Origin of the sequence: Saccharospirillum alexandrii (assembly GCF_043641555.1) — a bacterium.
GTDB classification, from domain to species: domain Bacteria; phylum Pseudomonadota; class Gammaproteobacteria; order Pseudomonadales; family Natronospirillaceae; genus Saccharospirillum; species Saccharospirillum alexandrii_A.
Genome location: NZ_JBHZRJ010000005.1, coordinates 354,412 through 373,512, shown reverse-complemented (window position 1 = coordinate 373,512; position 19,101 = coordinate 354,412). Strand labels below are relative to the sequence as shown.

General features: G+C 57.8%; 16 protein-coding genes. 9 read left to right on the top strand and 7 right to left on the bottom strand.

Annotated elements, in window-relative coordinates:
* Nucleotides 1–73: 73 nt before the first annotated feature.
* The 6 genes from ACHUE7_RS18645 to ACHUE7_RS18620 all read left to right on the top strand — a co-directional run bounded on the left by ACHUE7_RS18645 (nucleotide 74) and on the right by ACHUE7_RS18620 (nucleotide 8,039).
* A complete protein-coding gene (locus ACHUE7_RS18645) occupies nucleotides 74–859 on the top strand; it encodes an enoyl-CoA hydratase/isomerase family protein (RefSeq protein ID WP_394171395.1) in 786 nt (261 codons plus the stop codon).
* Nucleotides 856–2,841, top strand: a complete 1,986-nt coding sequence (locus ACHUE7_RS18640) for an acetyl/propionyl/methylcrotonyl-CoA carboxylase subunit alpha (protein WP_394171394.1) — start codon at nucleotides 856–858, stop codon at nucleotides 2,839–2,841. Before ACHUE7_RS18645 ends, ACHUE7_RS18640 begins: the two co-directional genes overlap by 4 nt.
* Entirely contained in the window at nucleotides 2,838–3,728 is an 891-nt protein-coding gene (locus ACHUE7_RS18635; RefSeq protein ID WP_394171393.1) for a hydroxymethylglutaryl-CoA lyase, read from the top strand. The genes ACHUE7_RS18640 and ACHUE7_RS18635 overlap by 4 nt, the downstream gene beginning before the upstream one ends.
* 572 nt (nucleotides 3,729–4,300) lie before the next feature.
* Complete coding sequence (locus ACHUE7_RS18630) at nucleotides 4,301–5,467, top strand: thiamine pyrophosphate-dependent dehydrogenase E1 component subunit alpha (protein ID WP_394171392.1); 1,167 nt, start codon at nucleotides 4,301–4,303, stop codon at nucleotides 5,465–5,467.
* Nucleotides 5,464–6,441 carry an alpha-ketoacid dehydrogenase subunit beta gene (locus tag ACHUE7_RS18625; protein WP_394171391.1) on the top strand — a complete coding sequence of 326 codons (978 nt, stop codon included), beginning with the start codon at nucleotides 5,464–5,466 and terminating at the stop codon, nucleotides 6,439–6,441. The genes ACHUE7_RS18630 and ACHUE7_RS18625 overlap by 4 nt, the downstream gene beginning before the upstream one ends.
* Nucleotides 6,442–6,452: 11 nt before the next feature.
* Complete coding sequence (locus ACHUE7_RS18620) at nucleotides 6,453–8,039, top strand: dihydrolipoyllysine-residue acetyltransferase (RefSeq protein WP_394171390.1); 1,587 nt, start codon at nucleotides 6,453–6,455, stop codon at nucleotides 8,037–8,039.
* 305 nt (nucleotides 8,040–8,344) lie between these two features.
* Here ACHUE7_RS18620 and nfsA read toward each other — a convergent pair whose 3' ends face one another.
* Nucleotides 8,345–9,079 carry an oxygen-insensitive NADPH nitroreductase gene (gene nfsA / locus ACHUE7_RS18615; RefSeq protein ID WP_348476625.1) on the bottom strand — a complete coding sequence of 245 codons (735 nt, stop codon included), beginning with the start codon at nucleotides 9,077–9,079 and terminating at the stop codon, nucleotides 8,345–8,347.
* 170 nt (nucleotides 9,080–9,249) lie between these two features.
* Between nfsA and ACHUE7_RS18610 the strand changes: the two genes are divergently transcribed.
* Complete coding sequence (locus ACHUE7_RS18610) at nucleotides 9,250–9,948, top strand: putative 2OG-Fe(II) oxygenase (RefSeq protein WP_394171389.1); 699 nt, start codon at nucleotides 9,250–9,252, stop codon at nucleotides 9,946–9,948.
* Nucleotides 9,949–10,134: 186 nt separating this feature from the next.
* Here ACHUE7_RS18610 and ACHUE7_RS18605 read toward each other — a convergent pair whose 3' ends face one another.
* From ACHUE7_RS18605 to ACHUE7_RS18580, 6 genes are all read right to left on the bottom strand, one after another.
* Nucleotides 10,135–11,667 carry a GNAT family N-acetyltransferase gene (locus ACHUE7_RS18605; protein ID WP_394171471.1) on the bottom strand — a complete coding sequence of 511 codons (1,533 nt, stop codon included), beginning with the start codon at nucleotides 11,665–11,667 and terminating at the stop codon, nucleotides 10,135–10,137.
* Between the two features lie 471 nt (nucleotides 11,668–12,138).
* Complete coding sequence (locus ACHUE7_RS18600; protein WP_394171388.1) at nucleotides 12,139–12,717, bottom strand: NnrU family protein; 579 nt, start codon at nucleotides 12,715–12,717, stop codon at nucleotides 12,139–12,141.
* A 149-nt stretch (nucleotides 12,718–12,866) separates the two neighbouring features.
* Nucleotides 12,867–13,325: a MarR family winged helix-turn-helix transcriptional regulator gene (locus ACHUE7_RS18595; RefSeq protein ID WP_348476621.1), complete on the bottom strand. Its 459-nt coding sequence runs from the start codon at nucleotides 13,323–13,325 to the stop codon at nucleotides 12,867–12,869.
* 319 nt (nucleotides 13,326–13,644) lie between these two features.
* On the bottom strand, nucleotides 13,645–14,943 hold the full coding sequence (locus ACHUE7_RS18590) for a TRAP transporter large permease (protein WP_394171387.1): 1,299 nt from the start codon (nucleotides 14,941–14,943) through the stop codon (nucleotides 13,645–13,647).
* A 9-nt stretch (nucleotides 14,944–14,952) separates the two neighbouring features.
* Entirely contained in the window at nucleotides 14,953–15,480 is a 528-nt protein-coding gene (locus tag ACHUE7_RS18585) for a TRAP transporter small permease (protein WP_394171386.1), read from the bottom strand.
* Nucleotides 15,481–15,566: 86 nt separating this feature from the next.
* Nucleotides 15,567–16,700 (bottom strand): C4-dicarboxylate TRAP transporter substrate-binding protein, encoded by a 1,134-nt coding sequence (locus tag ACHUE7_RS18580; protein WP_394171384.1) that lies wholly within the window; start codon nucleotides 16,698–16,700, stop codon nucleotides 15,567–15,569.
* Nucleotides 16,701–17,073: 373 nt separating this feature from the next.
* Between ACHUE7_RS18580 and ACHUE7_RS18575 the strand changes: the two genes are divergently transcribed.
* Nucleotides 17,074–17,832 (top strand): crotonase/enoyl-CoA hydratase family protein, encoded by a 759-nt coding sequence (locus tag ACHUE7_RS18575; protein ID WP_394171382.1) that lies wholly within the window; start codon nucleotides 17,074–17,076, stop codon nucleotides 17,830–17,832.
* A 2-nt stretch (nucleotides 17,833–17,834) separates the two neighbouring features.
* A complete protein-coding gene (locus tag ACHUE7_RS18570) occupies nucleotides 17,835–19,094 on the top strand; it encodes a thiolase family protein (RefSeq protein WP_394171381.1) in 1,260 nt (419 codons plus the stop codon).
* The last annotated feature ends 7 nt before the right edge of the window (nucleotides 19,095–19,101 follow it).

Here is a 19,101-nt window from a genome sequence, read left to right as displayed (position 1 = left end):
ATAGACACACCCGACCTCTGGCACTCAGCTATTGGCCAACTCTGAAACTTGAAGGATTGAGACAGGAGTCGTTATGCAGGTATTAACTGTTCGACACGAAGGCGTTGTTGCTTATCTGACTTTGAATCGGCCCGAGGTTCGCAACGCCTTTGGTGCGGAACTGATTGCTGAATTGACGCATGAGATTGACGCACTTGATGCCAACCCGGCGGTTCGAGTGTTGGTGTTGCAAGCCGAAGGCAAACATTTCAGTGCCGGTGCCGATTTGAACTGGATGCGAGCGATGAAAGATCGCACCGAAACCGAAAACAGGGACGACGCGCGCAAGCTGGCAACGCTGATGCAGAAACTCGATGCCTGTCGCAAACCTCTGGTGGGGGTTACCCAGGGGGCGGCCATGGGTGGTGGCGTTGGCTTGCTGGCTTGTTGTGACATTGTGCTGGCCACCAAAAATGCGTTTTTTGCACTGAGTGAAGTGCGGCTTGGTTTGACCCCAGCGACCATTTCGCCTTTTGTGGTGCGAGCCATGGGCGCACGGCAGGCGCGCCGGTATTTCCAGACGGGTGAACGTTTTTCTGCACAGAAAGCTCGTGCCATGGGCCTGGTGCACGAAGTCGTCGATGAAGAAGACTTAACCACCGAGCTGTCGCGACTGCTTAGCGATCTGACCGCTGGTGGCCCCGAAGCGCAGGCCATGGCCAAAGCCCTGGTAAAAGACGTTGCCCAGCGCTCGGTTGATGAAGCGCTGATGGATGAACTGGCCGAGCGCATCGGCCGCCAGCGCGTCGGTACCGAAGGCCAGGAAGGACTGACCGCCTTTCTCGACAAGCGCAACCCGAACTGGATTGAACCCTCATGAAACGCATACACCGTTTACTCATCGCCAACCGCGGCGAAATTGCGCGCCGCATTCAACGCAGCGCTCGCGCGCTTGGCATCGAAACCGTTGCGGTTTATTCCGACGCCGATCGCAACGCCCTGCATGTGCGTGAGGCTGACCAGGCCATTTGCCTCGGTGGCGCGACCGCGAGCCAGAGTTATTTGAATCGGGATGCCTTGCTGGCAGCGGTGCGCGATACCGGTGCCGATGCCGTGCACCCGGGTTATGGCTTTTTGTCGGAAGACGCCGAATTCGCCGAGGCCGTGACTGAAGCCGGCATCGCCTGGGTCGGGCCACCGCCTGCTGCGATGCGTGCCATGGCCTCGAAGGCCGCCGCCAAGCAAACGCTGGAACCGCGCGGCGTGCCGATGATTCCCGGCTACCACGGCGATGACCAAAGCGATGCCCGCCTGCTGGAAGAAGCCGAACGCATCGGCTTCCCGTTGCTGGTAAAGGCCTCGGCCGGGGGCGGTGGCAAGGGCATGCGTGTGGTTGAAAAACTCGAGCTGGTTGCCGATGCCCTGGAAAGCGCCCGCCGCGAGGCGCGCAATGCGTTCGGCGACGACCGCTTGTTACTGGAACGCTATCTGGTTAACCCGCGCCATGTTGAAGTGCAGATCATGGCCGATACGCACGGCAACGTCTGGTCGCTGTTTGAACGCGACTGTTCGTTGCAACGGCGCCACCAGAAAGTGGTCGAAGAAGCCCCGGCTCCGACACTGAATGACGAGACCCGCCACGCCATGTGGCAGGCCGCCGAAGTGGCAGCTTCCAGCATTGGATATGTTGGCGCGGGCACCGTCGAATACATTGTTGACGCCAGCGGCGACTTCTTCTTTCTGGAAATGAACACCCGCCTGCAAGTCGAACACCCGGTCACCGAATGCATCACCGGGCTCGACCTGGTTGCGCTGCAATTGCGCGTCGCCGAAGGCGAGCCGTTGCCGAATGAGCGACCGTCACACCCGGCAGGCCATGCCTTTGAAGTGCGCCTCTACGCCGAAGACCCGGATCAGGATTTTCGCCCGACCACCGGAACCCTCAGCCATGTCGTCTGGCCCCGGGGCCTGGGTGTGCGCATCGATACCGGCATCGAAAGTGGCAGCGAGGTGTCGCCTTTCTACGACCCCATGCTGGCCAAACTCATCGTGCACGGCGCCAACCGGGACGAAGCCCTGGCCCGCCTGAACCGAGCGCTGGCTGAAACCCGACTGGTCGGCCTTACTACGAATCTGAACTTCCTGCGCCGCCTCTGCGCTGCCACCGATGTCGCCGATTTCAACATTCACACCCACTGGATCGAAGCTCACCGGGACCTTTGGCAACACCAGCCAGACCAACCGGCTTGTTGGTCCGCCCTGGCCGCCAGCGTGGTGCAGAATCATCAGGAAGCTGGTCATACCGACCCCTGGCAGCGGCTCTCCGGCTGGCGCCGGTTTCAGCAACGGCGCTGGTTGTACAACCGCAGCGAAACCGAGCAATGCGTGGTCACCGAGCACCAGGGCGTCTGGCAAGCGCATTGCGCCTCTGAAACGCTGACACTGAGCGACGTTACCGTCGAGGATCTGGATGACGGGCATTTCCGCCTGCAAGGCAGAGAAGGTCAGCACCGCTGTCAGTTGGACGCCTGGCCCGATGCTACCGGCATTGAAGTAGACGATGGCCACAGTCGCTGGCACCAGGTTTGGTGGCAGGCTGAAGCCGCCCATGAGGATGGCCAGGGCGGCGATGGACAGGTTAAAGCATTAATGCCCGGCACCGTGACCGCCGTGCACCAGAAGGCAGGTGCCCGGGTAAAACGCGGCGACAAGATCCTGTCGATGGAAGCCATGAAAATGGAAACCACCCTGTCTGCGCCTGTAGACGGCACTCTGGTGCAATGCTCGCTCGCAGTGGGCGACCGGGTGGAAGACGGCCAGGTGCTGTTTGTAGTGGACTCTGAAGAGGAGGCCGTCGCATGAGCAGACCCGCGGTAAATCTCGTTGAAGTCGGGCCGCGTGACGGCCTGCAAAATGAATCGACGCCCCTGTCGGTCGCTGACCGGCTGGAGCTGATTCGGCGGTTAGTCGAGGCAGGCTTAACAACCGTCGAGGCAGGCAGTTTCGTTTCGCCCAAATGGGTCCCGCAAATGAGCGGAACCGATCAGGTCCTGGCTGGGCTTGATCTAAACAATGTCGAGCGCTACCCGGTACTGGTCCCGAACCTGAAAGGCTGGGAAGCCGCCCGGGCCTGCGCCGCGAAAGACATTGCTATTTTCGGGGCCGCCAGCGAGACCTTCAGTCAGAAAAACATCAACTGCTCCATCAAAGAGAGCCTGGCCCGTTTCAAACCGGTAGCAGAACAGGCACTGGCCGCCGACGTCCGCGTACGCGGCTACGTCAGCTGCCTGGTCGCCTGCCCCTACGAAGGCGAAATCACCCCAGCGCAGGTGCTGCCGGTGGTCCGCGCCCTGTTTGATATGGGCTGCTACGAAGTCAGCCTGGGCGACACCATCGGTCGCGGCACGCCACGCCAAATCAAAGCCGTCCTCACCGCGTTGCTGGCCGAACACGACGCCGACCAACTGGCGCTCCACTGCCACGACACCTATGGCATGGCCGCCGCCAACATCATGGCTGGTTTGGACCTCGGCATTCGCACCTTCGACAGCAGCGTCGGCGGTGCCGGCGGCTGCCCCTATGCGCCCGGGGCCAGCGGCAATGTCGCGACCGAAGAAGTGGTCTACCTTCTGGAAAACGAGGGCTTCGATACCGGCGTCGACCTTGAGGAGCTGGCGGCTACAGGTCGGTGGTTGTTTGAAAAGCTAGGCAAGCCCGTGCCTTCCAAGGTTAACCAGGCTATGGGTTGAGGGCTGTGGCAAGTTGTATAGCTGCCTGGGAGATTGTGGGGAACGTCGGGTATACCTTTTGTGGGCACGCCGTAAACCCATCCATGGGGGCTCGGAGACCGCATCCATGCGGTCTAACGGCCCACAAAAGGTATACCCAACATTCCCTTGCGCCTGCCATGGTTGCGAAAATGAAAAAGCGATCAGGAGTAGCAAACTGAGCGCACTGGTGAAGATTAACTTGCGGTTTTGAATGAGTGTTGGGAGTAACCACCCAAGACCAGCGATGGGTGTCGGGTGCAGCCTTGGCGGGGCGTCGGTCACCATGGAAGGTGACCGCCGAGCTTACATGGAGGTATTCACAGCGACCCGCCAAGGCTGTACCCGGCGCCCATCGCGGCCCAAAGCCACAACCGTAAACCCAGCCCAACAGGGTAACGCATGCCATGTACACAGAAGTGGCTGCCAACCCAACGATTAGCCCCTAAGCTAACCAGAACCGGGGTGATCCCCTGGGCAACATAGAACATAAAGCGGGAGCGCCCAAAAGGCGGTCTGAATGTTAATAAACTATAAGAACAGGAACGGGTCCTATGAGTAAAAGCATCCATAAGCCAGGCTTTGTGCTGGGCGATGCCCTCGATATCCCCACCTTTAAAGTATTGAAGCAGGACGGCACCTTGTATAAGGGTGCGCAGGAGCCTGAGCTTGATAAAGCGATGGCGTTGAAGCTGTACGACGACCTGGTGTTTATTCGCGTGTTGGATGAACGCATGGTTGGGGCGCAGCGCCAGGGTCGCATTCCGTTTTATCTGGCCTCGCTGGGTGAAGAAGCCGCGAGTGTGGGTAGTGCGGGTGCGCTGAAGCCTCAGGATATGATCTTTGCCCAGTATCGGGAGCAGGGCGCTTTGCGCCACCGGGGGTTCAGTGTCGACCAGTTTATGGATCAGTGCTTTTCCAATGAGCGCGATCTCGGCAAGGGCCGCCAGATGCCGATTCACTACGGCAGCAAAGCGCTGAATTACAACACCATTTCCTCGCCCCTCGGTACTCAGATTCCTCAAGCCGCCGGTTATGCCTATGGCCAGAAACTCGACGGCCTTGATGCCTGCACCATTTGTTATTTTGGTGAAGGCGCGGCCAGTGAGGGGGACTTTCATGCCGGCCTGAACATGGCGGCGGTGCTGAAATGCCCGGCGATTTTTTTGTGTCGCAACAACGGTTATGCGATTTCCACGCCTTCGGCCGAGCAGTTCAGTGGTGATGGCGTTGCCTCGCGTGGCATTGGGTATGGTATTGCTACGATGCGGGTTGACGGTAACGACTTGCTCGCAGTTTATGCGGCGACCGCTGCAGCGCGAGCCTATGCGTTGGAACACAATGCACCGGTGTTGATTGAAGCCATGTCGTATCGGCTCGGCGCGCACTCCACGTCCGATGACCCGACCGGTTATCGCTCCAAAGATGAAGAAGCCCAGTGGGCCAAGAAAGACCCGATACTGCGCTACAAGCACTGGCTAACGAACAAGGGTTGGTGGAGTGATGAGCAGGAGAAGACCCTCTACGCCGAACACCGGGCCAACATTCTGGCCGCGATGAAAGCCGCCGAAAAACGGCCGGTCCCGACCATCGATCACCTGATTACCGACGTTTACGATGAACCCACACCGCATTTGCGTCAGCAGCTGAAACAGCTGAAAGCGCACATGCGCAAATACCCGGATCAGTATCCAAAAACATCAGGGAGGTTGGACGCATGAGTCAGATGAATCTGTTACAGGCGATCAACAACGCCCTGATCACCGCCATGGAAAAAGACGATAAAGTCGTCTGCTTTGGCGAAGACGTTGGCCATTTTGGTGGCGTGTTCCGGGCGACCAGCCACTTGCAGGAAAAGTTTGGCCGGGCGCGTTGTTTTAATACACCGCTGACCGAACAGGGCATTGTTGGCTTTGCCAATGGCCTGGCGTCGCAAGGGCACAAGGCCATCGCTGAAATTCAGTTTGGCGATTACATCTTTCCGGCGTTCGACCAGATCGTGAACGAAACCGCCAAGTTTCGCTACCGCAGCGGTAACGAATTTAACGTTGGTGGCCTGACCATTCGCACGCCTTACGGCGGTGGTATTCGCGGCGGGCACTATCATTCGCAAAGCCCTGAAGCGTACTTCGCGCACACTCCGGGTTTGAAAATTGTTGTGCCGCGCAACCCGCATCAGGCGAAAGGGTTGTTGCTGGCCTCGATTCGTGACGACAACCCGGTGATCTTCTTTGAACCGAAGCGTTTGTACCGCGCTGCCGTGGGTGACGTGCCTGAAGAGGATTATGAGCTGCCCATCGGCGTAGCCGAAACGGTGCGTGAAGGGCAGGATTGCACCCTGCTCGCCTGGGGCGCCCAGATGGAAGTGGCCAGTAAGGCTGCCGAGCGGGCAGAGAAAGAAGGGATCGATTGCGAAGTCATCGACCTGCGCAGCATCTTGCCCTGGGATGTCGATGCGGTGGTCGCCTCGGTGAAGAAAACCGGCCGCCTGGTCGTCACCCACGAAGCCCCGCTGACCAACGGCTTCGGCGCCGAGATCGCCGCTACTGTTCAGGAACAGGCATTTTTGCATCTCGAAGCCCCGGTGAATCGCGTCTGTGGGCTCGATGTGCCGTATCCGTTGTCTCATGAGGCCGAATACATGCCAGATGAGACCAAGGTTTTTGAAGCCATTGTCGCCACGATGAATTATTAAGGAGCAGGACCATGAAAGAAGATTTTATCCTGCCGGACATCGGCGAAGGCATTGTTGAGTGTGAACTGGTGGAATGGCTGGTTGAAGAAGGCGACACCGTGATCGAAGACCAGCCGGTAGCCGATGTGCAAACCGACAAGGCCCTGGTACAGATACCCGCCAAGCATGCGGGCCGGGTGCTGAAACGTTATGTTGAACAGGGCGAGATAGCGAAAGTACATGCGCCTCTGTTCGCATTGGAAATCGCCGACGAAGCGCCGGTTGCCACGAATAAGATGGACCAAAAGGCACAGTCGGAAACACCGGAAGCAGCGCAACCGACCGCTCAACCCGTAACGCAAAACGATTACGAAGAAGACTTTATTCTGCCGGATATCGGCGAAGGCATCGTTGAATGCGAACTGGTGGAATGGCTGGTCGAAGAAGGCGATACCGTCACCGAAGACCAACCGGTTGCCGATGTACAAACCGACAAGGCCCTGGTGCAGATTCCTGCCAAACACGCAGGCCGCGTCGTAAAACGCTACGTCGAACAAGGCGAGATCGCCAAAGTGCACTCACCCCTGTTCCGGCTCGCGCTAAGCGATTACGAAGGCCATGCACCCACCGCCCCGGCTGTCGCTCAACCCAAAGCACCGGAAGCGGTGACGCAAACGCGCCAGAGCATCAGCAGCACCGATGAAAACCGGCGCAAGGTACTGGCAACTCCGGCCGTGAGGCGCATCGCCCGGGAGCATGATATTGAGCTGGGTAACGTGCCGGCATCCGGCAAGAATGGCCGCGTACTGAAAGAAGACATGCTGCGCTTTATGGGTCAACTGGAAGACGAACCGGCAGCCAATACCAAGCCAGCGGAGTCGGCCAAGCCCAAAGCAAAATCGGCCAGCAAGGGCGACGTCGAGGTGATTCCGGTTAAAGGCATGCGCGCGGCCATGGCGCGGCAGATGATGCATTCGGCCCAAACCATTCCGCACTTTACCTATTCAGAAGAAATCGACGTCACCGAACTGACCCGGCTGCGTCGTTCGCTGAACCAGCGACTGGAAAGCCAGGGCGTTAAACTCACGGTGATGAGCCTGTTTATCAAGAGCCTGTCCGTCGCACTCAAGCGCCACACCATTGTGAACAGCCACATGAGCGACGCGGGCGATGAGATCCACCAGTTCGCCGACCACAACATCGGCATGGCGGTGGACTCACCCATGGGCCTGCTGGTGCCGAACATCAAAGGCGTTCAAAACCTGAGCCTGCTCGAACTGGCTGACGAAATAAAGCGCCTGACCGAAGCCGGCCGAGCAGGGCGCCTGAGCCCGGACGACTTGAAAGGTGGCACCATCACCGTGTCCAACATCGGTTCCATTGGCGGTACCGTCACCACACCCATCGTCAATGCGCCCGAAGTGGCGATCGTGGGCATCGGTCGCCTGCAACGCCTGCCAAGACCCAACAACGATGATGAACTCGAAATTCGGGACATTATCCAGGTTAGTTGGTCTGGTGATCACCGGGTGTTGGACGGCGGTACCATTGCTCGTTTCTGCAATGACTGGAAAGCGCTTTTGGAGCAGCCGCAAGAAATGGTTTTGTGGATGGTTTAGAAGTAAGTGGTGAAGTTGGTGCCGGGACGAATCGCTAGTGTCATGACTTGGAAATTCTTGATTATTGAACCACTAATGAACTAAGGGCCGCCGGGTGCGCCTACTGGAGGTCGTTAGATCGCAGGGATGCGATCGTCGAGCCCCCATGGATGGGTTCACGGCGTACCTCCAGTAGGCGTGCGCGGTGGTCCGTTTGGCACCGAAGTCAAAGAAATCTTTCAGCCTTGTTGGCCATCGAATTTCCAAGTCATGACACTGGCAGCCCCAAGCCCGACAATACGCCGGGCCAAGGTTGGTTAAGCATCTTACTTCAACAAAAACCCACGCTTCTGCAAGAACGGCAACATATGTGGCCGCGCTTCTTTTTGCAGCATGCCTGAGATCTGCTCGCTCCAGCTCTGGCTCTTCGGATTGCCGCTGCGGGTCGCGTAGTAGTGGCGGACGTGTTCGTCGTAGTCTTTCACCGTCGCAACATCGTCTGGCTCATAACCGTTTTGCTTCAGCACCACCGAGACCGGCAGCCGGGGTTTGACCTCCGGGTTCTGATCCGGGTAGCCGATGCAGAGGCCGAAGACCGGGTAGACCAGGTCGGGCAGGCCAAGCACCTCGCTGACGCCTTGCGGGTTGTTGCGCAACGCACCGATGTAGCAAATGCCGAGGTCCTGGGATTCGGCTGCGACGACCAGGTTCTGGGCAAACAAAGCCGCATCGACCGACGCAGTCAGGAACTGCTCGGTAAAACCGCTCAGCATGGGGGCATCGTGCATCTCGCAGGCTTGCTTGTGGCGGTTCATATCGGCACAGAACACGAAGAAAACCGGCGCTTCGTTAATGTACTTCTGGTTATTACCCAATTCCGCCAGCTTGGCGCGCTTTTCCGGGTCGGTGACCTGAATGACTGTCGTCGTCTGAATAAAGCTCGACGTCGCAGCACCCTGGCCACAACGGATCAGATCTTCAACCAGCGTCTGCGGAACCGGTTTATCGGTAAAGGCACGAATCGAGCGGTGGGACTGGAGCAATTGGGTAACAGCGTTCATTCAAATCTCCGGATTATGGGTTTTCTCATAGGTTCAGGGTACCACGGCCTGGCTATTCTGGGTCGACCGCTTCGTTCCCGCAGCGCAACATTGGCTCGTGATTGTCTGAGGTGGTCCCCGGCCTTACACTGGCATGAACTCGACGTTAACCAACATCAGGCCCGCTCGCCATGCGTCACGATTCTCAGCAAGACGATTTTCCAACCAGCAGTGCGTCAGACGAACCGGTCATCGAACCGATACCTCTATGGGGCAGCGACCTGTTCATCGCAACCCTGGCGGAACATTCACTGATTGCCAGCCACCTGATTTCACACATCTATCGCCATCACGCACAGCACAAAACGGCCGTAGCCAGCGAGGTCGCGGTGGGTGCCAAGCAACATCTGTTCGAAAGCGAACTGGACTTTCTCGACGCAGACGACCTCGACGTTCAGGTGTTGAACCAGGCGCTATCGTCCCTGGTTCTGGACATCGCCGCCTACGTAAACGAGGGCCACTGGCCCGAGGGTGCCAGCGCAGAGGCTACTATCACCGAAAGCTGGTATCACCTCACTCAAACGGGCGGCTACCACGATGCCCACTCCCACCCGAACTGCTCCTGGTGCGGTATCTACTACCTGGACGCAGGCGATGCCGACTTCGACCGGCGCAGTGGCGTCAACCGATTCTACGACCCGAGGGTCAATGCCGATCATTTTCTGGATGCGGGGAGTCTCTATCTGAACGGGCAGGGCATTTACGACATCCAGCCAGTCGCGGGGCAGGTGGTGATTTTTCCATCCTATCTAAAACACTCGGCCCTGCCGTATTTTGGTGGCAAAGACCGGGTTGTTGTTGCGTTCAATGCGAGAGTCGATTTCGCCTAATAAAGATTCGGAGTTCGAATTAGTTGCATCGCATGAAACCCGCGCCGGCTACCTGAGATGCTCCTGCGGGGGCGCCGTGAATACATCCATGTAGGCTTAACTTCGGCATCCATGCCTCAGATACCCCCGCATGAGCATCCCAGGCAGCCGACGCTAGCCTGGTGTGCGAACTCCGAATCTTGAAGTTTACTTCGGATTCCGCCTGGTCAGGCTAAACAAGTCTTTGCGCCGGTCTTTCAGGTTGGTAACCGAGCCTTCGCTGCGCACCAGTTTCAGCTTGTTGAAATCGAGATCCGAGAAGAAAATCATCTCGGTGTTGGGCGTGGTTTCGTTCAGCACCGCATCGTGTGGGAAGGCGAAATCTGACGGGCTGAAGACCGCGCTCTGGGCGTACTGAATATCGAGGTTTTCGATGGAGGGCAGGTTTCCTACGCTGCCACACAACACCACATAGCACTCGTTTTCAATCGCCCGGGCCTGGGCACAATGGCGCACGCGCAGGTAGCCGTTTTTAGTATCGGTCCAGAACGGCACGAACAGGATATCCATATCGTCATCAGCCAGCAGCCGGCTTAACTCCGGGAACTCAACGTCGTAACAGACCTGCATGCCAATGCGTCCGGCATCGGTGTCGAACACCGCCAGTTCGTTGCCACCTTCGATGATCCAGTCGCGCCGCTCCTGAGGCGTGATGTGCAGTTTGGCCTGGCGTTCCTGAGTGCCATCGCGGCGGAACAGATAGGCAATGTTATACAGGTAGCCATCGTCATCGGCCTCAATCATTGAGCCACCGATGATATTGATGTTGTAGCTGACCGCCATTCGGCTCATTTCGGTCTTGAAACGTTCGGTAAAGGTACCCAGAAAGCGAATCGCCTCCACCTGGTCGGTCTGATCGGTCAGGCCCATCAGCGGGGCATTGAACAGCTCCGGGAAGACGGCAAAATCACTCTGGTAGCCTGACAGCGCGTCCACGAAGTATTCAACTTGCTGCAATACGTCTTCAACTGACGCAAACTCCCGCATTTGCCATTGAACTGCGCCAACCCGGGCGTGGTTTCTGGTGTTATCGAGCACCCGGTCGGCCGGCTCATAGAGAATGTTGTTCCATTCAAGCAGCGTGGCGAACCCCAGGGATTTCTCGTCTTCCGGCAAATAACGCCGCATCAGGCGTTTTACCTGAAAATCGTTGGCCAGCTGGAACGACAGAATCGGGTCGTGTATTTCCTTGCGGGCGACCTGTTCAATGTATTCAGTCGGCTTTAAGTCGTCGGCGTGCTCGTGGTAGTTGGGAATGCGACCACCGGCCAGAATGGCACGCAGGTTCAATTGCCGGCACAGCTCCTTACGTGAGTCATAAAGCCGGCGGCCCAGGCGGTGTCCACGGTAGTCGGGGTCGATCAGCACATCGAGACCGTACATGGCATCGCCGCTGGTGTTGTTCAGAATGATCTCGCGCTGACCAATCAGGTCGTCGTATTTGTGAGGGTTGGAGAAGGTGGTGTAGTCCACCAGCACGCTCAGCGCCACGCCGACCAGTTCACCATCGTCATCAATGGCGATTTGGCCGTCCGGAAAATCCTTGATCAGCCGGTTAATGGTGTCTTCCGGCCAGGCACCGCCAATATCGTCGTATACCCGGTCCATCAGTTTCTGAAGTTGGGGGTAGTCACCCACAACCAGATTGCGCAGGTGAAGGTGGAGATCGTCAGATTGCATCATCGGCTATGTCCTGAGGGTGTCGCTCGCATTCCGGTGCCAGGGTTGGCCTTTTTGCCTTTGGTTCGTGTCGGCAACCGGATTGGCCTATCCGGGGTCGGCATGGACCCATCCATGGGGCCTAGGCTTCGGCATCCATGCCTCAGACTACCCCGGATAGGCCAATCCGGTCACCGCCACTTGGTATAGTGCCAACTTAGAATGCGAGCCTAAAAGAATTGGATATTCAGTTTATCAGTTTGTCTGGGGGTCTGCAGAGAAGCTGAGGCTTGTAGAATGCAAGTTCAGAATTGGGGACCAGTTGAGTGTCAGGTGCTGGGTTCACTTATCTGGGGTAGTCTGAAGCATGGATGCTTCAGTCTAGGCCCCATGGAAGGGTTTACGCCGACCCCAGATAAGTGAACCCAGTGCCTGACACGGACTCCTGGCACCAGAGCCAACTCGAACTCCGCAACTGCCTCTGTAGAAAACTCAACCGAAGGGCGGAACGCCGATTAGCCACTGGTGAGCCCAGAAGGCGAACGCGACATAAGCGATGAGGCCGGCGACAACGGCGATAACGTCGTATTTGGCACCCTTGGCCGGGTATTGGGTATTGTTTGCCCGATCTTTACGGCGGGCATGAATGAAATACATCACGCCCCAGGCCAGGAAGCTGCCGAACAGGAGAACGTCAGCCAGAGTGCCGTTGGCCATTAAATGGGCAATGGCCCAGGTTTTTACCGACAGTACCATGGGGTGACCGAACCGGGCTTTGATGCGGTTGCCCGGCACATAAGCGGCGGCAAGAAAAACGAAGGCTGGTATCATCAGCAGCGCCGAGAGGTGGCGGGTCCAGCCGGGGGCGAACCAGAGCCAGACCGGCTCGAGCCGGGCCATGCCGTAGCCCCAGATGATCAGGCCAAAGCCCAGCAACGAGAGCAAGCTGTACAGACCTTTCCAGGGCATCAGACCCATCTGGCGAATCATCGATTCGCGCCATTGCGGAGCCAGAATGTGGGTGGAATGCATGCCGAGAAAAATAACCAGGCCGATGACCAGTGCGATCATGTTAAATCCTTTTTGACACGGTTTGGGTAGGGAACCGCCGTACAGATTAGCGGAGCGCAGGCGGGCTGTACACCGGCTGATAGTCACCAGTGTGAACTTCTTCCGGTAGCTGCGGCAGTTTATGGCCTGACCGGATGGTAGGGCGGTGTTTAGCCCTCGGGGTGGTCCAGCTCGATGATGCGTTCAAGCATGCCCAGCAACCACTCCTTTTCACCCTTGTTCATCACCTGCTCAAAATGCGCTTCATGCGCCAGTACTTTCTTGTGCAGGTTCTCGGTAAACCGCACACCGTCATCCGTTAGGAACAGGGCGTAGGAACGCCGGTCTGAATCCGACTGACGGCGCTCGATCAGCCCCTGCTTTTCAAGTTTATCGACCGCCGACACCATGGCCGAGCGATCGGTATCAATGGCGTTGGCCACGGCGGTTTGCGTCAGCCCCGGGTTATCCCGTACTACACACAGAATACCGAACAAACCTGGCGTCACCCCCTGCTCGGTACAGGTTGCCGTGAAGTTCTCGAAATAGGCAAGCTGCGCCCGGCGTAACCGATAGCCCACCAGACTGTTCAACAGGGTGGCATCTATTTTTTGGGTGTCCTGGGTCATCGGGGCTCCTGTTGATGTGCCAGTGTTGGGGTGAATTTCGTTCCCGCCGGGGAACAAAGCATCCATATTACCATTTCAAGTTTCACAGTTCATAACGCAGCCTCACCGGGCATTAAAACCGAGTGCAGGCTGCCGGGTATCCTTAGCCGGGGAAGTCCGCAGCAAGGATGCTGCGGCCTAGGCTCCACGGATGGATTCACGCCGACCCCGGATAAGGATACCCGGTGGCCTGTACGGACGATTGACACCGTAGTAAACCGAGAAAGGGCAAGCCCACCAGCCAGTAAAAACTCCTGGCGCCAGAGTAAGCCCCGAACGTTCAACTACCCGTCAATACCAACACAATCGCCGGGAAGAAAATCACCAGCGCTACCACCACCAGGTCGGCCACCAGAAAGGTACTGACGCCCTTGAAAATATCGACCAGGCTCGCGTATTGGCTGGCGACGCCGCGTATCACAAAGATATTCATGCCCACGGGCGGGGTGATCATCCCGATCTCCAGCAGTTTTACCAGCAGCACGCCAAACCAGATCAGGCTGATGTCGTATTGCTCGAAAATAGGCATCAGAATCGGCAAAGTGACCAGCATGGCGCCGAAGGGTTCCATAAAGAGACCGAGGAACAGATAGATCAGTACCACCACCAGCATCAGTTGAAGATAGGTCGGGTCCCAGCCCGAGACCGCCTGGGAAATGAACCCCGCTAAACCACTCAGACTGAGGAAAACCGTAAACATACTGGCGCCCACCCCAATGATCAGTAACGACGCCGTAGTCGACAGGGTTTCCAGCAATGACGTTCGAATCAGCCCCCAGCTCAGCTTGCCCAGCACGGCTGAAATGATGATGGCACCGGCCGCACCGATGGCACCGGCCTCCGTCGCCGTAAAAAAGCCGCTGAATAAACCACCGAAGACCATTACCCCCAGCAACAACACCGGCCAGATTTCACGAATGGCCTGTGCCGGGCTGTAATCGTAAGCCCCTTCGAGCTTGCGCGGCACAATGTCGGGCCGGCGCCAGCTGACCAGCAAAATAACAATGGTGTAACTGAGGGCGGTCAGCAGACCAATGGTGATGCCACCGAGAAAAACCTGAGTAATGGATACCTGCGCAAACACGCCGTAAACAATCATCAGAATACTCGGCGGAATCAGCGCACCAATAGTGCCACCGGCGGCGATGGTGCCGCAGGCAAAGCTCGGCTTGTAGCCGCTGTTGACCATCTCCGGAATCGCAATACGGCCCATGGCCGCCGCGCAGGCCAGGCTTGAACCCGATACCGCTGCAAACCCCGAACTGGCAAAAATACTGGAAATCGCCAGGCCACCCGGCAGCCAGCGAAACACCACCTTGGCCGCATTGAACAGCCCGGCAGTGAGGCCCGCGTGGTAACTGACAAAGCCCATCAGCAAAAACATGGGCACGGCGCTCAACGTCCACTTGGCCACAAAATCATAGGGCGTGCCGGCGAGCATGCCGATGGCCACATCCCAGTTAATCATCCAGGTCACACCGCCAAGCGAGACCGCCATTAACGCCAATGCCACCGGCACCCGCAAGGCCAGCAATACCAGCAGAGCAACCAGACCGTAAAAACCGATTTCAACCGACATGGTGAATCCTTACTCCGGAGCGTTGGGGGATGGGGTGGCCGAGAGCGTCGTCACCAGTCGAATCAGGCAGACCAGACAAGCCAGGGCAAATGAAATGGGAATAACGAAATAGGTTGGCCAGACCGGCATCGGGAAATCGAGCGACATAATATAGGCACCGCGTTCAAATTGGTCGACGGCCTTGGTCCAGGTCGCCACCATGAAAATAAAATAAATGAGCAATGAAATAACCGCGACCAGCACATCCGTCCAGGCTTTGAAGCGGTCACCCAGCATATCGCTGACGGCTTCAACCGCGATCATATTGCGCTGATGTTCCACCCAGGCCAGCGGCAGCAGGGCGAGCGTGATCATGTAGTAGCGGGTGACAATTTCCAGCGTGGCAGGAATGGAATACGACAGGGTGCTGCGCAATATCACATCCGCCGTAACATGGATCAGCATGGCGGCAATGCCCAGGGTGCCCAGCAATGCCAGGGCCCGAGACAACTGATCGGCCAGGCGATTTAATCCGGTGATCGACATCGTGTAAGTCACTCATGTCCTGAAAGAAAGTGATAAAAAAAGGCGACGACCTGAGGGGCGCCGCCAACTGCTTAAGTCAACAATAGATCAGGGAATGGTTACTGAACACCATAGGTAGAAAAGTCGACCTTGGCCCAGACTTCTTCATTAACCCGTTCCGCAATGGCTTCCGGGTCGTTGTCGAGTTCGTTGGCAATGGCCGTCCATTTATCAACCAGGGTGGTGAATTGTTCCAGCTTGGCCTCGACGTTGTTCAGGTTATAGCGGGATTCGGCATCGGCGATCACCTGAGCCATGTCGTCTACAACAAAGGTGGCCGTCGCATCCAGCAATGCCTGGCTGGGTTCAACAAACTCGATGCCTTCACTGCGGGCCAGTGCCTCGGCTTCGGCAGGCATTTCATGGGCCCAGCGCTGAGTTGCCAGAGCGCTCGACAGACTGGATGACTCGGCCAGCATCTTGCGGTCCGCTTCGCTCAGGCGCGCCCAGCTGTTGCGACCGAAGGCATGGGAAATGGTGGAGTGGTAAGTGCCCAGGCGAATGGTGGTGATGTGGGTGATCACATCGTCGAGCCGGAACGAGATCAGATCGGCCGAGGACGCGATGGTGCCATCGAGAATGCCCTGGGAAATGGCTTCGAAGGTTTCACCAACCGAGGTGTTGGAAGGCGATGCACCCATGGCGCTGGCCCAGCGAGCATACTGTGGGTTACCCGCACGCAAGCGCAGGCCTTGCATGTCGTCGAGGTCACTGACCGGTTCTGTGGTCAGCAACTGGTAGAGGTCGGAAGCGTGGCTGCTGGTGTACACAATGCCCAGGCTTTTCAGGTTGTCCTGGCAGTCGGCGCAGTTGACGATGTAGTCGGTCATGGCCGCACCCATCGCCTGGGAGTTGGTGCCCTGGAAAGACAGGTCACCGACCAGGTTGATTTCTGGCAGGTCCGACGGGAAATAAGCGGGCAGGAACATGCCAGCATCGGCCAGGCCACTGGTTACGGCATTGCGCATGTTGCCCAGGTTGGCCACTTCGGTGCCCAGAATATTGCCGGTCATCCGGCTGCCGGTTTTTTCGGCCAGTTGGTCCTGGAAGCTGGTAAACAAGGGTGTGTGGCCCGGGTGAGCCGGTGGCGTGCCCGGAGCCAGGCGCAGGTTTTCGGCGTGAGCGGCCTGAGTGGCAAACGCCAGCGCCGCGGCGCTGAGGGTCAGGGTGGCAAGAAATCCGGTAGTACGCATCTTGGTAACCTCTTTTGTGTCTTGTTGTATTTGTGGGTCGTGCCGGTGTTCCATCGGCGCTGTCAGGCACCGAGTAAAGTCTGTGTTGTTTATGTCATATATTGTTGTGCTTATCAACATAAATAGCGTAAATCTTGGATGGCCTTATACCATCTGAAGAAGAGTATGGACCCGGATAAATCTAATTTAGAGCCCTCTATAGAGCGTTTTGTTCCATAGCCGGTGTTGCTTATCGCGAAATATGATTAAAAATAAATTGTTTACAAGTACAACAATTAATCGGTAGTCTTTGCCTCAATGAATTCATCGGCGGCCTCCGGGTATCAACCTTAACTAACCGGTAGCCACCAACCCGATCAGGATGGGAACCGCAATGACCGACACTGCCCTGGTAACGATGGAGATCAACGATGGCATTGCCCACGTTCGTCTGAATCGCCCTGCCAAACACAATGCCATTAACGACGCCCTGCTGCTTGAACTGGAAGCACTGTTCAACCCGCTGGACGATGCCATTCGCGTGGTCGTGCTGACGGGCTCTGGCGACAACTTCTGCGCCGGGCTCGACCTGGCCGAACATCAGGCGCGGGAGCCGTTTGAAGTGGTACGCCACTCCCAGATGTGGCACCGGGTGTTCGGCAAGATGACCAATGCCGGCATTCCCATTGTGGCGGTGTTAAAAGGCGCCGTGATTGGCGGCGGGCTTGAACTGGCCGCGACCGCCCACGTACGCATTGCTGAAGACTCCACCTTTTTCCGCTTGCCGGAAGGCCGCCACGGCATCTTCGTCGGCGGTGGTGCCTCGGTGCGGGTCTCCGGAGTGATCGGCGCAGGCCGGATGACGGAAATGATGCTCACCGGCCGAACGTTGAGTGCCGATGAGGGCGAGCGGGTTGGCCTGGCGCACTACCGCGTGGCCGAGGGCGAGGGCGAAGCCAAAGCCCGTGAGCTGGCGGCCAGCATCGCGCAGAATTCGCCGTTGTCGAACTGGGCTATGGTCAGTGCCATGAGCCGGATCGACAGCATGTCGATGGACGACGGCTTGTTTACTGAATCGCTGGTTGCCGGCATGACCCAGACCAGCCCCGAGGTTCAGGCCCGCATAGGCCAATTTCTGAACAGGAAGAAATGATCATGAGTAACACTTACCAGGCGTCCGAGCGCGATGCGCTCTTATCCGAATACGATGATGTTTATTTGGTCGACGGTCGGCGCACGCCCTTTGCCGACTACTGCGGCGTGATGCGTGAAGTCTCACCGATCGACCTGGGCATCTATGCCGCCCGCGCCACCTTCGAGCACAGCGGTATTCCGGCCAGCGATGTCGATGCCGTTATTGCCGGCAGCGTTGCCCAGGCGAGTTTCGATGCGTTTATGTTGCCGCGTCACATCGGCTTGTACTCCGGTGTAAAACAAACCGCACCGGCACTGCTGGTGCACCGGCTGTGTGCTACCGGTTTTGAAGCCATTCTGACCGCGGCCGACCAGATCAAGCTCGGCAAAGCCAAACTGGTGCTGTGCGCCGGTGCCGAATCGATGTCGCGCAACCCGGTGGCCTCCTACACCCAGCGGGCTGGCTTCAAACTCGGCCAGGTGGAGTTCGGTGATTTCCTCTGGGAAGCGATGATAGACACCGCCCCGGATATGGCCATGGGCCACACCGCCGAGGAGCTGGCAAAACGCTACGACATCAGCCGCGCTGAAGTCGACGACTACGCCGCCCGCAGTTTTGCCACGGCCATCGATGCCTGGGACAGAGGCTTTTACAACGACGAAGTCGTATCCGTCAGCAGCACTGAATTCCCACTCGAAGGCTATAAAACCCGGGGTCTCAAGCTCTCCGACCGGGCGGCTAGCTTTGATCGCGATGGCCACGTTCGCCCCAGCCCGCTGGAGATTTTAAGCAAGCTGCGCCCGGCCTTTGGCGGTGTGCAGACAGGCGGTAATTCCTCGGCCATTGTCGATGGCGGGGCTGCTGTGCTGGTTGCCTCCGGCGACTACGTTCGGGCGCACGGTCTGAAACCGCTGGCCAGAATTGTTGGCGGCTCAGTGGTTGGTGTGCCACCGGAAATCATGGGCATTGGCCCGGCCCCGGCGATCAGCAGTGTCTTGGCCAGGCAAAAAATGAAACTGGCCGACATTGGCCGTATTGAAATCAACGAAGCCTTTGGCGCCCAGTATATTGCCGTTGAGCGCGAGCTTGGTCTCGACCGCGACAAGGTCAACGTCAACGGCGGCGCCATCGCCATCGGCCACCCCCTGGGTGTAACCGGCGTGCGCCTCACCCACACCGTGGCCCGCCAGTTGAAAGAAAGCGGTGAGCAATTCGGCATTTCCTCAGCCTGTGCCGGGGGCGGGCAGGGCATCAGTGTGCTGCTGGAAAACGCGGGTTAAGGGGGCG

Bases quoted from the DNA above. Each gene is read 5' to 3' on its own strand.
- ACHUE7_RS18645 (WP_394171395.1), top strand. From the start codon at position 74: ATGCAGGTATTAACTGTTCGACACGAAGGCGTTGTTGCTTATCTGACT.
- ACHUE7_RS18640 (WP_394171394.1), top strand. From the start codon at position 856: ATGAAACGCATACACCGTTTACTCATCGCCAACCGCGGCGAAATTGCG.
- ACHUE7_RS18635 (WP_394171393.1), top strand. From the start codon at position 2,838: ATGAGCAGACCCGCGGTAAATCTCGTTGAAGTCGGGCCGCGTGACGGC.
- ACHUE7_RS18630 (WP_394171392.1), top strand. From the start codon at position 4,301: ATGAGTAAAAGCATCCATAAGCCAGGCTTTGTGCTGGGCGATGCCCTC.
- ACHUE7_RS18625 (WP_394171391.1), top strand. From the start codon at position 5,464: ATGAGTCAGATGAATCTGTTACAGGCGATCAACAACGCCCTGATCACC.
- ACHUE7_RS18620 (WP_394171390.1), top strand. From the start codon at position 6,453: ATGAAAGAAGATTTTATCCTGCCGGACATCGGCGAAGGCATTGTTGAG.
- nfsA (WP_348476625.1), bottom strand. From the start codon at position 9,079: ATGAACGCTGTTACCCAATTGCTCCAGTCCCACCGCTCGATTCGTGCC.
- ACHUE7_RS18610 (WP_394171389.1), top strand. From the start codon at position 9,250: ATGCGTCACGATTCTCAGCAAGACGATTTTCCAACCAGCAGTGCGTCA.
- ACHUE7_RS18605 (WP_394171471.1), bottom strand. From the start codon at position 11,667: ATGCAATCTGACGATCTCCACCTTCACCTGCGCAATCTGGTTGTGGGT.
- ACHUE7_RS18600 (WP_394171388.1), bottom strand. From the start codon at position 12,717: ATGATCGCACTGGTCATCGGCCTGGTTATTTTTCTCGGCATGCATTCC.
- ACHUE7_RS18595 (WP_348476621.1), bottom strand. From the start codon at position 13,325: ATGACCCAGGACACCCAAAAAATAGATGCCACCCTGTTGAACAGTCTG.
- ACHUE7_RS18590 (WP_394171387.1), bottom strand. From the start codon at position 14,943: ATGTCGGTTGAAATCGGTTTTTACGGTCTGGTTGCTCTGCTGGTATTG.
- ACHUE7_RS18580 (WP_394171384.1), bottom strand. From the start codon at position 16,700: ATGCGTACTACCGGATTTCTTGCCACCCTGACCCTCAGCGCCGCGGCG.
- ACHUE7_RS18575 (WP_394171382.1), top strand. From the start codon at position 17,074: ATGACCGACACTGCCCTGGTAACGATGGAGATCAACGATGGCATTGCC.
- ACHUE7_RS18570 (WP_394171381.1), top strand. From the start codon at position 17,835: ATGAGTAACACTTACCAGGCGTCCGAGCGCGATGCGCTCTTATCCGAA.